Source organism: Promicromonospora iranensis, from assembly GCF_028994775.1.
GTDB classification, from domain to species: domain Bacteria; phylum Actinomycetota; class Actinomycetes; order Actinomycetales; family Cellulomonadaceae; genus Promicromonospora; species Promicromonospora iranensis_A.
Genome location: NZ_JAJQMN010000003.1, coordinates 420576 through 433549 on the forward strand (window position 1 = coordinate 420576; position 12974 = coordinate 433549).

The 12974-nt window shown below is 71.9% G+C and carries 14 protein-coding genes; 4 read left to right on the top strand and 10 right to left on the bottom strand.

Features of this window, described 5'->3' with window-relative positions:
• Nucleotides 1–17: 17 nt before the first annotated feature.
• A complete protein-coding gene (locus LUU90_RS07315) occupies nt 18–527 on the bottom strand; it encodes a hypothetical protein (RefSeq protein WP_275002694.1) in 510 nt (169 codons plus the stop codon).
• A 226-nt stretch (nt 528–753) separates the two neighbouring features.
• Between LUU90_RS07315 and LUU90_RS07320 the strand changes: the two genes are divergently transcribed.
• Nucleotides 754–2067 (top strand): endo-1,4-beta-xylanase, encoded by a 1314-nt coding sequence (locus LUU90_RS07320; protein ID WP_275002695.1) that lies wholly within the window; start codon nt 754–756, stop codon nt 2065–2067.
• Between the two features lie 118 nt (nt 2068–2185).
• Here LUU90_RS07320 and LUU90_RS07325 read toward each other — a convergent pair whose 3' ends face one another.
• Genes LUU90_RS07325 through LUU90_RS07350 form a run of 6 tightly spaced genes read right to left on the bottom strand, consistent with a single transcriptional unit; the run spans nt 2186 to nt 6376 of the window.
• Nucleotides 2186–2626 (bottom strand): pilus assembly protein, encoded by a 441-nt coding sequence (locus LUU90_RS07325; protein ID WP_275002696.1) that lies wholly within the window; start codon nt 2624–2626, stop codon nt 2186–2188.
• Nucleotides 2623–3006 carry a TadE/TadG family type IV pilus assembly protein gene (locus LUU90_RS07330; protein ID WP_275002697.1) on the bottom strand — a complete coding sequence of 128 codons (384 nt, stop codon included), beginning with the start codon at nt 3004–3006 and terminating at the stop codon, nt 2623–2625. The genes LUU90_RS07325 and LUU90_RS07330 overlap by 4 nt, the downstream gene beginning before the upstream one ends.
• A complete protein-coding gene (locus LUU90_RS07335) occupies nt 3003–3191 on the bottom strand; it encodes a hypothetical protein (RefSeq protein ID WP_275002698.1) in 189 nt (62 codons plus the stop codon). The genes LUU90_RS07330 and LUU90_RS07335 overlap by 4 nt, the downstream gene beginning before the upstream one ends.
• Before the next feature lie 40 nt (nt 3192–3231).
• The gene (locus LUU90_RS07340) at nt 3232–4149 is read right to left on the bottom strand and encodes a type II secretion system F family protein (protein WP_275002699.1); all 918 of its coding nucleotides are present in this window, start codon (nt 4147–4149) and stop codon (nt 3232–3234) included.
• The gene (locus LUU90_RS07345) at nt 4146–5003 is read right to left on the bottom strand and encodes a type II secretion system F family protein (RefSeq protein ID WP_275002700.1); all 858 of its coding nucleotides are present in this window, start codon (nt 5001–5003) and stop codon (nt 4146–4148) included. Before LUU90_RS07345 ends, LUU90_RS07340 begins: the two co-directional genes overlap by 4 nt.
• Nucleotides 5003–6376, bottom strand: a complete 1374-nt coding sequence (locus LUU90_RS07350; protein ID WP_275002701.1) for a CpaF family protein — start codon at nt 6374–6376, stop codon at nt 5003–5005. The genes LUU90_RS07345 and LUU90_RS07350 overlap by 1 nt, the downstream gene beginning before the upstream one ends.
• A 179-nt stretch (nt 6377–6555) precedes the next feature.
• On the opposite strand from LUU90_RS07350, the gene LUU90_RS07355 reads away from it, so the two are divergent.
• Entirely contained in the window at nt 6556–7803 is a 1248-nt protein-coding gene (locus LUU90_RS07355; protein ID WP_275002702.1) for an aminotransferase class I/II-fold pyridoxal phosphate-dependent enzyme, read from the top strand.
• A gap of 13 nt (nt 7804–7816) precedes the next feature.
• Here LUU90_RS07355 and LUU90_RS07360 read toward each other — a convergent pair whose 3' ends face one another.
• The gene (locus LUU90_RS07360) at nt 7817–8434 is read right to left on the bottom strand and encodes a LysE/ArgO family amino acid transporter (RefSeq protein WP_275002704.1); all 618 of its coding nucleotides are present in this window, start codon (nt 8432–8434) and stop codon (nt 7817–7819) included.
• A 90-nt stretch (nt 8435–8524) separates the two neighbouring features.
• On the opposite strand from LUU90_RS07360, the gene LUU90_RS07365 reads away from it, so the two are divergent.
• Both LUU90_RS07365 and LUU90_RS07370 read left to right on the top strand, forming a co-directional pair.
• Nucleotides 8525–9454 carry a LysR family transcriptional regulator ArgP gene (locus LUU90_RS07365; RefSeq protein WP_275002705.1) on the top strand — a complete coding sequence of 310 codons (930 nt, stop codon included), beginning with the start codon at nt 8525–8527 and terminating at the stop codon, nt 9452–9454.
• Between the two features lie 97 nt (nt 9455–9551).
• Nucleotides 9552–10154: a LysE/ArgO family amino acid transporter gene (locus LUU90_RS07370; RefSeq protein WP_275002706.1), complete on the top strand. Its 603-nt coding sequence runs from the start codon at nt 9552–9554 to the stop codon at nt 10152–10154.
• A 21-nt stretch (nt 10155–10175) separates the two neighbouring features.
• On the opposite strand, the gene LUU90_RS07375 is transcribed toward LUU90_RS07370, so the two are convergent.
• Together LUU90_RS07375 and LUU90_RS07380 are read right to left on the bottom strand one after the other, a co-directional pair.
• The gene (locus tag LUU90_RS07375) at nt 10176–11486 is read right to left on the bottom strand and encodes an LCP family protein (RefSeq protein ID WP_275002707.1); all 1311 of its coding nucleotides are present in this window, start codon (nt 11484–11486) and stop codon (nt 10176–10178) included.
• A 179-nt stretch (nt 11487–11665) separates the two neighbouring features.
• Complete coding sequence (locus LUU90_RS07380; RefSeq protein WP_275002708.1) at nt 11666–12931, bottom strand: LCP family protein; 1266 nt, start codon at nt 12929–12931, stop codon at nt 11666–11668.
• Nucleotides 12932–12974: the final 43 nt, after the last annotated feature.

Consider the following 12974-nt stretch of genomic DNA (forward strand, 5'->3'; position numbering starts at 1 on the left):
CCACAACCTAACCCGGCTCACCACGCGCGTGCCGTGGACGACGCCGCCACCGGGATCCCGCCACCGAACCCGTCCGTGAACCAGCGCAGCAACGGCGGCCGGGACACCGCCGTGAGCGTGACCCGGGCCGAGCGTCCGTCAGGCGACGAGGCCTCGGTCACCGCAACGGGGATCCCCGGCGGGTGCTCGTCGAGGTACTGCTCCACGGCGGCGCGCACGTCGGCGTCCGACAGGGTGAGCGAGGCGCCGTCGGCGGGCACGCCGGAACCCGCGTAGAAGGCGTCGGGAGACATCGCGCTCGCGGCGTCGGCCGCTGCGAGGTCCGCGACGTCGTAGACCGTCTTGCGGTCCAGGTGGACCGCGCTCGCGGACGCGACCACCGCGACGAGCATCAGCGCGAACGCGACGAACGCGGAGGTCAGCAGCATGATGCGGCCGCTCTCGACGCTCCCCGGGCCGTTGGGGCTGATCCCGGAGGCGTCCGTGGGACCGCGTCGGGGCGTGTCGGCGTGGTCCGCGGGGCTCATCCCCGCATTCTGTCGCGGGCTGGGAGCGAGCGCCCGGGGGAACGGTGATCGGTGATCTCCCGGCCCACCCCCTGCGTCGAATGGTGTGATGAACCTAAACGTTTAGGCTGGTCAACGGGCTTGAAAACGTTTAGCAGAACCTCTTGACAGCAGGCACCGTGGATCGAAATCCTTTTCCACGTCCGACGGGCCAATGACGGCCCTGTCCAGCACGAAGGGATCAACGATGACCCGAACGCTCACCTCACCGCGCCATCGGCGCAGCCTGCGAGCCATCTCGCTCGCCACCCTGACCGCGGTGGTGCTCGCCGGCGGCATGGCGGCCACCACCGCCCAGGCGGCCGGCAGCACCCTGCAGGCCGCGGCCACGGAGAAGGGCCGGTACTTCGGCACCGCCATCGCGGCGAACAAGCTCTCCGACTCGACGTACACGACCATCGCGAACCGCGAGTTCAACATGGTGACCGCCGAGAACGAGATGAAGATCGATGCCCTGGAGCCCAACCAGAACCAGTTCAACTGGACCAACGGCGACCGCATCGTGAGCTGGGCCCGCAGCAACGGCAAGCAGGTGCGCGGGCACACGCTGGCCTGGCACTCGCAGCAGCCGGGCTGGATGCAGAACATGAGCGGCACGGCCCTGCGCAACGCCATGCTCAACCACGTCACCCAGGTCGCCACCCACTACCGCGGCCAGATCCACTCCTGGGACGTGGTGAACGAGGCGTTCCAGGACGGTTCATCCGGCGCCCGGCGTGACTCGAACCTGCAGCGCACCGGGAACGACTGGATCGAGGCGGCGTTCCGTGCCGCCCGAGCCGCCGACCCGAACGCCAAGCTCTGCTACAACGACTACAACACGGACGACTGGACGCACGCCAAGACCCAGGCCGTGTACAACCTGGTCCGCGACTTCAAGGCCCGCGGGGTCCCGATCGACTGCGTCGGCCTCCAGTCGCACTTCAACGCGCAGAGCCCCGTGCCGAGCAACTACCAGACCACGATCTCCAGCTTCGCGGCGCTGGGTGTCGACGTCCAGATCACCGAGCTCGACATCGAGGGCTCGGGCTCGGCGCAGGCCGACAACTACCGCAAGGTCGTCCAGGCCTGCCTCGCCGTCTCCCGCTGCACCGGCATCAGCGTCTGGGGTGTCCGCGACACCGACTCGTGGCGCGCCAGCGGCACGCCGCTCCTCTTCGACGGCAACGGCAACAAGAAGCCCGCCTACACCGCCACGCTCGACACGCTCAACGGCGGCACCTCGAACCCCCAGCCGGGCGGTTGCACGGTGGCCGTCACCCGGTCGACCGACTGGTCCGACCGGTTCAACGTCTCGCTCGCGGTCTCCGGCAGCTCCACCTGGCGGGTCTCGATCCAGCTGCAGGGCGGGCAGACCCTGCAGAACTCGTGGAATGCCACGGTGTCCGGCTCCAGCGGCACGCTGACAGCGACACCCAACGGTGCCGGGAACAACTTCGGCATCACCGTCTACAAGAACGGCAACACCAACCTGCCCACGGCAACCTGCTCGACCACCTGACCGGGTGCTCGACAAGAACGCTGACCTGACAGAACACTGACCTACCGGTTCCAGGAGCGGCGACGGCGGTCCTTCCCTCGGGAGGAACCGCCGTCGCCGCGCCACCTCCGGCGGAGCCTCACGGCCGGGACTCCGTGTACCGGTCGACCGTGCCGGTCCGGGTCGCCTCGACCGGGACCGACAGCGGCACCCAGCCCCGCACGGCGTCCGGCAGCAGGGGTAGCGGAACCTCGACCCGTACGACGGCACCCACGGCGCCGTCCGGCGTCAGGCACGGGGAGACGGAGCACTCCAGGGTGAGCGTGCCGGCTCCGCGCGCGAAGCCCTGGTCCGCCAGCGCGATGCCGACGGCGGTCTCGGCGCGCGCCGCGCCCACGGTCGACGACTCGGCGGTGACCATCGCGCGGACGGCGTCCCGTGCCGCACCCTCGGCCGCGAACGCGCCGGCCTGGACCCGTCCGAGCGTCACCACGAGGCAGACCAGTGGGATCAGCAGGAGCAGCGCGGCCCCGAGGAACTCGACCATGGCGGAACCGCGCTCGCGCTCCCCCGGGCTCATGGCACCTCCTCCAGGGCGCGGCCCCGCACCGTCAGCACCCCGCCCGGTCCGAGGAGCCCGACGACGGGAAGCGGCGTGCGCACGGTCACCTCGGTCACGGCCGCGCCGTCGACGGTGGTGCGGCCGGCGGTGACGTCGCGGGCATAGTCCCCGGTCAGGGCCTCGGCCAAGAGCGCACGGGTACGCGCGACGCCGTCAGCCGGCCCGCGGTCGGCGCGGGCCGCCACGCGGGCACCCTCGGCCGCGGCATCGATGGCGAGCGACCGCACGTGCACCGCGAGCGCCACCTGGACCACGCCGAGCAGCAGCGCCAGGACCAGTACGGACACCAGGAGGAACTCGACCGCGGCGGAGCCCTGCTCCGGCCGGCGCGAGCTCACCCCTGGCCCGTGACGCTGCTGATCGCCTGGCGGAACGCGTTCTCCAGCAGCGGGCCAGCGACGGCCCAGAGGGCGACCACCAGCCCTGCCGTCATCAACGTGACGAGCACCCAGCCCGGCACGTCGCCGCGTTCGCCGTGCTGCTCGCCGTGCTGCTCGCTGTTCAGCTCGATGTCGTCGCGCATGACACTTCCTTTCGTCGGCCGACCCGTTCGCAGAGTCATGTCAGAGCCCGATCCGGAGGGTGGCCAGGCTGGGGAAAACGGCGAAGACGACGGTCACCGGGAGCACGAGGAACACGACGGGGACCATCATCAGGATCTCCTTGCGTCCGCCCGCCTCCAGGAGGGCGCGGCGACCGGCCTCGCGGACGTCGTGGGCCTGGTGGCGCAGGACGTCCGCCAGGGGCGTGCCACGTTCCAGGGCGACGACCACCCCCTCGGCGAACCGTGACAGGGGCGGCAGGCCCGAGCGGTCGGCGAGCGCCGTGAGCGCGGTGGTCACCGGTGCGCCCGCCCGGACCTCGGCGACCATGCGCCGGATCTCGCCGGCCAGCTCGCCGCGTGCGGTCGAGGCCACTCGTTCGAGCGCGGCGGGTGGGCTCTCCCCCGCGGCGACCGCCAGGGCCAGCAGCTCGGCGATGGTCGGCAGCTCGGCCAGCAGCCTTTCCTCGCGCCGCCTGACCCGCACCGTGAGCGCCTGGTCGCAGGCCACGTACCCGCACGCGCCCGCGACGACGACCAGCGCCACCAGCGGGACCACCGCCGCGCCCCGGGTCGCGGCGAGCAGCAGCGCGAGCCCGAGTCCTGTCGCCAGCCCGGTCACCGTCCACACGACCTGGCGTGCCCGGAAGTGGTCCACCGACTCGGCGGACCCTGCCCGGTCGAGCCTTCGCCGTATCTCGTCGCGGGGCGAGCCGAACCGCTCGAGGCGTGCGCCGACATCGTGCAGGCCGAGCAGGCGGACCACCGCGGAGGTGCGGCTGACCTCCCGGAGGAGCGTCGAGGTCGCGTCGCGCGGCCGGAGATACGGTGCGAGCCGTTCGTCGAGGGTGACGGCGCGCGACCGCAGGCGGTCGAGCACGATCAGGAGACCCAGCGCGACGCCGAGGCCGGCGAGGGCGCCCGTAGCCCAGCCGGTCACCGCAGCACCCTGCGTTCGGCGGGCAGGCGGCCGATCCGCAGCATCAGCCGATAGGCGACCACCGCGCAGAGGCCGCCGATGACCAGCACCGCGACGCCTGCGGGCGAGTCGTAGGCGCGCGCCGTCTCCGGCCGGGTGGAGAGCAGCGCGAGCACCACCCACGGTCCTGCGACGGCGACCCGGGCGCCGTTCACCGTCCAGCTCTGGCGTGCCTCCAGCTCACCGCGGGTGGCGGCGTCCTCGCGGAGGAACCCGCTGAGCGTGCGCAGCAGCCGGCCCAGGTCCTGCCCACCGACCTCGCGGGTGAGCCGCAGGGCCTCGACGATGCGGTCGGCCACGGGGTCGGCGAGGCGTTCCTTGAGCGCGTCGAGCGCGTCCCCGAACCGGCCGCCGGCCCGGTAGTCGTGGGCGAAGCGCCCGAACTGCTCCCGGAGCTCCACCGGGCCGCGGTGCCCGAGCTGGGCGACGGCCTCCGGCAGGGACAGTCCCGCACGCACGCCGGACGCGAGGTGGTCCACGACCTCTGGCCACACCTCCCGCAGTGCCCGACGGCGGTGACGTGCTCGTGCCCGGACCAGCACGACGGGGCCGGGCGCCGCCAGGACGGCGAAACACGCGGCGATGGCGGGCGAGCGGGTCAGGGCGAGCCCGAGCAGCAGCGTCACGAGGCCGAGCGCCACGCAGGCGCCGACGAGCATCCCCGGCGTGACCGACGGCGCACCGGCCTGGGTCAGGAGGTCCCGGGTCCGCATCTGCCACGTGACCCGGCCCGCGGGCCGCGGCGCCGGGGTCCAGCACGACCACCAGACGCAGAACAGCCCGGCACCCAGGAGCAGGCCCACCACCACGCCCATCAGCGTGCCGCCCAGGGGCCGGCGCCCACCCGGCGGCCCAGGCCCGTACCGGCACCGGCACCGGCACCGGCACCGGCACCGGCCCGGGGTCCGGCGGACGTGCCCGCACCAGGACCGGCCGGAACCGACCTCTGGTCCGCGAGCAACGCCCGTACGTCGAACCCGGCGCGCTCGAACCGGTCCTCGCCCGGCGGCATGCCGTCGCCGCGCCGTAGGTCGCCGTCGGCGTCGCGGTCGAAGAGGCCCGCCGTCTCGATGCGGCCCTCCTCGACGCGTCCGGTGACCGCGACGATCTCGCGCACCTGCCGCCGGACCACGCCGTCCGCGGCACGGCTCAGGCCGAGGTGCACCACGAGGTCCACCGCCGAGGCGACGGTGGGCACCACGAACCGGTCCGACACGTTCTCTCCCGCGAGCAGCGGGAGCGTCGTCATCTTCGCGACGGCCTCGCGTGCCGTGTTGGCGTGCAGCGTGCACATCCCGGGCACTCCGCTGTTCAGCGCGATGAGCAGGTCGAACGCCTCCGCCTCGCGCACCTCGCCGATCACAATCCGGTCGGGGCGCATCCGCAGCGCCTCCTTGACCAGACGCCGCAGCGGCACCTCTCCCGTGCCCTCGAGGCTCGCCGAGCGCGTCTGCAGAGCCACGTGGTCACGGACCGGGAGGCGCAGCTCCCAGACCTCCTCGGCCGAGATGACGCGCTCGGACCCGGGGATCGACCCCGCCAGGGCGTTCAGCATCGTCGTCTTGCCCGCCTGGGTCTGTCCCGACACCAGCACGTTGAGCCCGGCTCGTACCGCGGCGTCGAGGAACGTCGCGGCCTGCCCGGTCAGCGACCCGAGACGCACCATGTCGGCCAGCGAGTGGGCCCGCACGACGTGCTTGCGGATGTTCACGGCAAAGTGCGCAGGCGTGATGTCGGGGATCACCACATGAAGGCGTTCCCCGCCCGGCAGCCGCGCGTCCACGAACGGGCTCGACAGATCGAGCCTCCGCCCGGACGTCTTGAGCATCCGTTCCACCAGGTCGCGGACCTGCTCGGCGGTCAGCACGGTGCTGGTCAGCTCGGGGACCCCGCGCCGCGCGACGTACACGTGGGTGGGAGCGTTGAGCCAGATCTCCTCGATCTCCGGGTCGTCGAGGTAGGGCTGCAGCGGGCCGAACCCGCCGACGGCGTCGGTCACCGCCCGGGCCGCGGCCACGGGGTCGGCGAGAGGCGGCACCACGCCGACGCTCGCCCGGGTCGCGTAGTCACCCACCGCATCGGTGACGAGGCTCGACAACCCCGCCCGGTCACCGATCGGGTCCAACCCCTTGCGCCGCACCAGCTCGCGCACCTCGTTCTCGAGGATGCGCGCCCCCTCTTCGCCCATGGCCGACAACGCTAGAGCCAAATGTTCACCTTCGCCCGGCGCCCTGTGGATAACTTTCCTCAGGAGCCGGAGTTATCCACCGCATCCACAGGGTTGTCCACAAACGTGCAGGTAAAGAGGGTTGTCCGGCATGCCGGAGATGAACCTGAGGTGGACGGGCGATGGATATCGTCGTCCCCATGAGCTCCCTCCATTCACCCGGCCGCGGCCGGGACCGCTGGCAGGACACCGCGAGCGCGGCGGGCCTCCTCGCCGAGGACGGCACCGTCGCCGCGACGATCTTCGCCGAGATGTCCGCCCTGGCCGTCCGCACCGGCGCGATCAACCTCGGCCAGGGCTTCCCCGACGTCGACGGCCCTGAGTACGTCAAGCAGGCGGCGATCCGGGCGATCGAGGAGGGGCGCAACCAGTACGCGCCGGGTGACGGCGTGCCGGAGCTGCGCACCGCGATCGCGGACCACCAGAAGCGGCACTACGGGCTGGACGTCGACCCCGGTACCGAGGTGCTGGTGACCACGGGTGCCACGGAGGCGTTGGCCGCCTCGATCCTCGCACTGACCCGGCCCGGCGACGAGGTGCTCACCCTGGAGCCGTTCTACGACTCGCACGCGGCCTCGATCGGCATGTCCGGCGCGACGCACGTCACCGCTCCCCTGGTCCCCGGTCCGGACGGGTTCCGCCTCGACGTCGAGGCGCTCCGGGCCGTCGCCTCCCCGCGCCTGCGGATGATCGTGCTCAACTCACCGCACAACCCGACGGGGGCCGTGCTCACGCGCGACGAGCTGGACGCCGTCGCCGCGGTGGCCAAGGAGCGCGACGCGATCGTCGTGACCGACGAGGTCTACGAGCACCTGACGTTCGGCGCCGAGCACATCCCGATGGCCACGCTGCCGGGCATGGCCGAGCGGACGCTGACCATCTCGTCGTCGGGCAAGACGTTCTCGTTCACGGGCTGGAAGGTCGGCTGGCTGCACGGCCCGGCCGAGCTGGTCACGGCGGTGCGCACCGTCAAGCAGTTCCTCACCTACACCTCCGGAGCGCCGTTCCAGCCCGCCATCGCGCAGGCCCTGGCCGACGACGACACCCCGCGCGCGCTGGCCACGTCCCTCGCCGGCCGCCGCGACCTCCTGTGCGCCGGCCTGGAGGCGGCGGGCTTCACGGTGAACCGCCCGGCCGGCACGTACTTCGTGATGGCCGACGCGTCGAACCTGATCGGCCGCCTCGGGCTGCGCGACGGCGTCGACCTGTGCCGGCGGCTGCCCGAGCTGGCCGGCGTCGTGGCGATCCCGGCGTCTGCCTTCTGCCGCGCCGGTTCGCCGACGGCGCAGGCACTGGCCTCGCACGTGCGGTTCACCTTCGTGAAGCGCGAGGAGGTGCTGCGCGAGGCGGCGACCCGGCTGGCCCGCCTGGGGGTCCCGCTGAGCTGACCGACCCTCAGGGCTAGCCCGTGAGCAGCGAGACCGCCACGGCCAGCATGATCAGCGCGATCACGCCGTCGACCACCCGCCACGCACCGGGGCGCCGCAGCACCGGTGCGAGCAGCCGCGCGCCGTAGCCGAGCGCGGCGAACCAGGCGACGCTGGAGACCATCGCGCCGGCCGTGAACAGCCAGCGGGTGTCGCCGTAGGTCGCGGCGACCGAGCCCTGGAGCATCACCGTGTCGAGGTACACGTGCGGGTTCAGCCAGGTCAGGGCGAGCGTCGTGAGGACAACAGGCTTGAGGCGGCGGCCCGGGCTGTCGCCCAGCGCGCCGTCCTCGGCGGCAGCGAGCTTCGTGTCGCCGCGCACGGCCCGCCAGGCGGCCATGGCCCCGTACCCGAGCACGACGGCGGCGCCCAGCCAGCGCATCACGACCACGGCGTCGGGCCACCGCTCCACGAGCGGCCCGAACCCGGCGCCGCCCGCCGCGTAGAGCACGGCGTCGGACACCGCGCAGATCGCCGCGACGACGCCCACGTGCTCACGGCGCAGGCCCTGACGCAGCACGAAGGCGTTCTGGGCTCCGATGGCGACGATGAGCGAGAGGCCGAATCCGAGTCCGGCGAGCAGGGTGAGCATGCCCCTCACGCTAGGTAGCGACGGGCCTGAAGACCAGTTCACGTTTTTGAATCTGCCTAAGCAGAACTGAAGTTGGGTCAGACTGGTGGCATGCGATGGGACTCCCGCCAGCTCGAAGCCCTGGCCGCCGTGGTGGCCGAAGGCTCGTTCGACGCCGCGGCCCGGGCGCTGCACGTGACGCCGTCGGCCGTGAGCCAGCGCATCCGCGCGCTGGAGAACGCGGCAGGGAGTGTGCTGGTGCGGCGCGCCCGGCCGGTGGTGGCCACGACGTCGGGCCAGGCACTCCTGCGCCTCGCCCGGCAGACGGAGCTGCTGGGCGCCGAGGTCGCGGCGGAGCTGGGCGCCGACGATGATGCGCGCCCAGGCGGGCAGGAGCCCGGCGGCGGCAGGCCGGACAGCCTTGTGACCGTGCCCCTGGCCGTCAGCGCGGACTCCCTGGCCACCTGGGTGCTGCCCGCCCTCGCTCAGGTCGACGGGGTCACCTTCGACCTGCACCGGGCCGACGACAGCCGCACCGCCGACCTGCTCCGCGAAGGCGTCGTGATGGCTGCGGTCACCTCGCAGACCGCGCAGGTACAGGGCTGCCGGAGCACGCCCCTCGGGATCATGCGCTACCGCCCGGCGTGCACGCGCGCTTTCGCGCGGCGCTGGTTCCCCCACGGCCCGACGCCGGAAGCGCTCGACGCGGCGCCGGTCGTCGTCTTCGACCGGACCGACGATCTGCAGGACATGTTCCTGCGCGAGCGAGCGCCGGGAGCCAGGCCGCCGCGGCACCACGTACCGAGCACCGTCGAGTACGAGGAGACCATCCGCCTGGGCCTCGGCTGGGGCATGCTGCTGGACCGCCCGACCATCGGCGGGCTGCACGACGGCACCGGTGGCGGGATCACGCTCCTGGAACCGGACGTCGTCCTCGACATCCCACTCCACCTGCAGCAGTGGAAGCTGCGTTCCACCGTGCTGGACCGCGTCACCGCTGCCCTGCGAAAAGAAGCAACACGCGAACTGCTCCCCGCGTGAAATAAGGACGTACCCCCATCATTAGCCCTGATTCAGTCCTTCCGCACTTCCAAATCATGAACCGGACATTCAATGTCCGACTTCTTACCGTTCAGCCATGCTCTCCGCGCTCGCCGGCATGGCTTTTGGTCTGTCGCTCATCGTCGCCATCGGGGCACAGAACATCTTCGTTCTCCGCCAGGGCCTGCGCCGGGAGCACGTCGGGCTCGTGGCCGGCATCTGCGCGGTCAGCGACCTCGTACTCATCTCGGCAGGGGTCGGCGGGCTCGGCACCATGATCCAGAGCGCGCCGCTCGTCGTCGAGATCGCCCGCTGGGCGGGCGCCGTCGTCGTCCTCGTGTACGGCGGTATGGCCGCCTACCGCGCCGTTAAGGGGCAGCGGGTGGTCATGGGGCGGCACAGCGTCACCAACCGCACGGTGGGCGCGGCCGTGGCCACCACGTTCGCCCTGACCTGGCTCAACCCCCACGTCTACCTGGACACCGTGGTGCTCGTGGGCGGGCTCGCCGCCACGCACGGCGACGACCGCTGGTGGTTCGGGCTCGGCGCCTGCATCGCCAGCACCGCCTGGTTCGTCGCCCTCGGGTACGGGGCGCGCTACCTGGCGCCGCTCCTGGAGAAGCCGGGCGCGTGGCGGGTCCTGGACAGCGTCGTCGCGGCGACCATGGTGATCGTGGCGGCCTCGCTGGTCCTGGGCTGACGCTTCGGCCCTCGGCCGCGGTCAGGCGCAGACGCCGTCGAGCACGACCTCCGGGCTCGGGCTGGGCTTGGGCTTGGGCTTCTTTCCCGTGTCACCGCCGGCCGTGCCGGACTCGTTCCCGGTCCCGCTCTCGCTGCCCTCGTTCGTCTCGGCGTCGCCGGCGTCACCGGTGTCCCCGGTGCCGGTTTCGGCATCGCCGGAGTCGTCCGTGCCCGCGTCGCCCCCACCGTCCTGAGGACCGCCGCTCGCGCTGGGCGACCCGGACGGCTCAACGTCGGGCAGCACCACCTGCTCCGGCGGCTGGTCCGCAGCGAGGCGCTGGAAGATCTCGGCGGACTCCGGGCTCCAGGCCAGCCCGCTCGCGGTCCCCTCGACGGTGTCGTAGACCGGGACCTTCGTCATGATGATGTTGCGCTTCTCGATCTCCCGGAGCGACCAGGCGAGGCCCGCGACCTTGCCGGGGTCGGCGATGGCCGGGTCGGCGCTCAGCGAGCCCAGGGCCGCGTTGATCAGGCGGAAGGTCTTGGTCGGGTCGGCAAGCGTCTCCGCGGAGAGGATCTGCCGCAGGGTGGCGTTGATGAACGCCTGCTGCCGCTCGATCCGGGTCAGGTCGCTCCGCATCTCGAGGCCCATACCGGTGCCCTTGCGCACCCGGAGGAACTGGATGGCCGTCTTGCCGTCGAGCCGGTTCTCCCCGGCCGGCAGGTCGATGCGGGCCGACGCCGGGTCGCCGTGGATCGCTTCCGGCAGGCACATCTTCACACCGCCGATCGCGTTGACGACGTCGATCACCCCGTTCATCTTGACGACCGCATGGTTCGTCACCGTCACGCCCGTCATGGCGTTGACCGTGTTGATCGTGCAGGCGGACGCGTGCTTGAGCGACGTGCCGCCGCTGCCGACCTCGAACGACGCGTTGAACTTGTCGCGGTAGGGCTGGGACTGGCTGCCGTCCGGGAGCTGGCACGACGGGATGTCCACGAAGGTGTCGCGCGGCAGCGACACGATCTCGATCCACTGCCGGTCCGCCGAGATGTGCACCAGCATCGTCGTGTCCGACCGCATACCGGAGACCTCGCCGCCGATGTCCGCGTTGCTGCCGTCCCGGATGTCCGTGCCCATGAGCAGCAGGTTGACCGGTTCGTCCTTGAACGGGTCGGACGGGTCCTTCGGGGTGACCTGCTCGGCCACCAGGCCGTCCAGGTCCTGCACATCGATCTGCGAGAGCGCGTTGTGGTACGCCGTCGCCGCTGCCGCCGAGCCGAACGCCATGACCCCGACGACGCCCATCGTGACGCCGCGGAACATCAGCATCTTGCGCCAGCTGCGCACGTGACGCGGCTGCCGTTCACCCGATCGAGCGTGCCGGGGTACCCCATGGATAATCTCGCCGACAGGTCGGACTGCCGTCCAGAAGTCAGTCGCCACGCACCGGAGACTATGGCCTCGGTGCAACATTCGTGTAAATAAGTCCTCGCGCTCCCAGCCAGCTTCCAGGGCACGTCAGGGCTTCAGTCGGCGCAGACCCCGGGTAGCAGCGAGGGCGACGGCGACGAGCTCGGCGTGTTCGACGGCGACGTCCCGCGCCTGCCACCGCCCTCCGAGCCACCTTCCGAGCCACCTTCCGAACCGGCGCCCGGGTCGTTCTCCTGGTCCGATGCCCCGCCGGACGGCTCCCCCGACCCCTTGCCGGCGCCGGATCCCGGCGCCGGTGTCTCGTGCCCGGGAGGCGGCTCGTCGGCCGCGATGCGTGCCCAGATCGCCGTCGCGTCCTCCGTCCAGACCACCCGGTTGGGATCGGTCGGCGCGGCCGCGACGGGCAGCTCGGTGAACACGATCTTGGCCGGGTCGATGTCCCGGATGCTGAACGCGAGACCCGCGAGCGCCGTCGGGTCGGCCAGTGCCGGGTCCGCGGAGATGGCACCGAGCACCGCCCGGATGGTGCGGTAGAGACGGGGTGAGTTGGTCACGACGTTCTGGTCCAGGACCTGACGCACGAGGGCGTCGACGAACGCCTGCTGCCGGGTGATCCGCGTGAGGTCGCTGCCCTGTTCGAGGCCGAGGCCGGTTCCGTGCCGGGCACGGAGATAGCCGATCGCCTGGCGCCCGTCGAGGGTCTGCTCGCCGGCGGGCAGCTCGAACCGGCCGTACGCCGGGTCCTGCACGAGCGGCTCGGGCAGGCACATGCGCACCCCGCCGAGCGCGTTGACGACGTCGACCACACCGTCCATCTGCACGACCATGTGGTTGGTGACCGGGATGTCCGTCAGCGTCTGCACCGTCGAGATGGTGCACGCCGCGGCGTGCGTGAGGTCCTCCTCCGCGCCGCCGCCGACGGTGAACGCTCCGTTGAACATGCCGTAGGTGGCACCGGACTCGGTGCCGTCGGGCAGCTTGCAGGAGGGGATCTCGACCAGCGAGTCCCGCGGGATGGAGACCACCTCCATGCGCGACCGGTCACCCGAGATGTGCACGAGCATCGTGGTGTCCGACCGCATACCGCCGTCGCCCTCGCCGGCGATCTCGGTGTTCTCGCCGCCGCGCAGGTCGGTGCCGAGCACGAGGATGTTGAGGCTGCGCCCGGTGAACGGGTCGTCCGGGTCGGGCGGCTTCGGTCCCTCGACGAGGTCGGAGACGTCGCTGACGCCGATCTGGTCCTTGAGGTCCAGGTAGGCGGCCGCGCCGCCGACCGCTACCAGGGCGAGCGCGCCGACGACGAAGAGCGCCGCGGCTCGCGCGACGCGATGACTTCGCAGGGTATGGACGTGCCGGGGCACATGCGGAGCATAAGCATGTACCCCGGCACGGGGCCTCTTAAGT

Bases quoted from the DNA above. Each gene is read 5' to 3' on its own strand.
- LUU90_RS07320 (WP_275002695.1), top strand. From the start codon at position 754: ATGACCCGAACGCTCACCTCACCGCGCCATCGGCGCAGCCTGCGAGCC.
- LUU90_RS07350 (WP_275002701.1), bottom strand. From the start codon at position 6,376: ATGGGCGAAGAGGGGGCGCGCATCCTCGAGAACGAGGTGCGCGAGCTG.
- LUU90_RS07335 (WP_275002698.1), bottom strand. From the start codon at position 3,191: ATGCGCGACGACATCGAGCTGAACAGCGAGCAGCACGGCGAGCAGCAC.
- LUU90_RS07345 (WP_275002700.1), bottom strand. From the start codon at position 5,003: ATGGGCGTGGTGGTGGGCCTGCTCCTGGGTGCCGGGCTGTTCTGCGTC.
- LUU90_RS07370 (WP_275002706.1), top strand. From the start codon at position 9,552: ATGCTCTCCGCGCTCGCCGGCATGGCTTTTGGTCTGTCGCTCATCGTC.
- LUU90_RS07315 (WP_275002694.1), bottom strand. From the start codon at position 527: ATGAGCCCCGCGGACCACGCCGACACGCCCCGACGCGGTCCCACGGAC.
- LUU90_RS07325 (WP_275002696.1), bottom strand. From the start codon at position 2,626: ATGAGCCCGGGGGAGCGCGAGCGCGGTTCCGCCATGGTCGAGTTCCTC.
- LUU90_RS07365 (WP_275002705.1), top strand. From the start codon at position 8,525: ATGCGATGGGACTCCCGCCAGCTCGAAGCCCTGGCCGCCGTGGTGGCC.
- LUU90_RS07360 (WP_275002704.1), bottom strand. From the start codon at position 8,434: ATGCTCACCCTGCTCGCCGGACTCGGATTCGGCCTCTCGCTCATCGTC.
- LUU90_RS07355 (WP_275002702.1), top strand. From the start codon at position 6,556: ATGAGCTCCCTCCATTCACCCGGCCGCGGCCGGGACCGCTGGCAGGAC.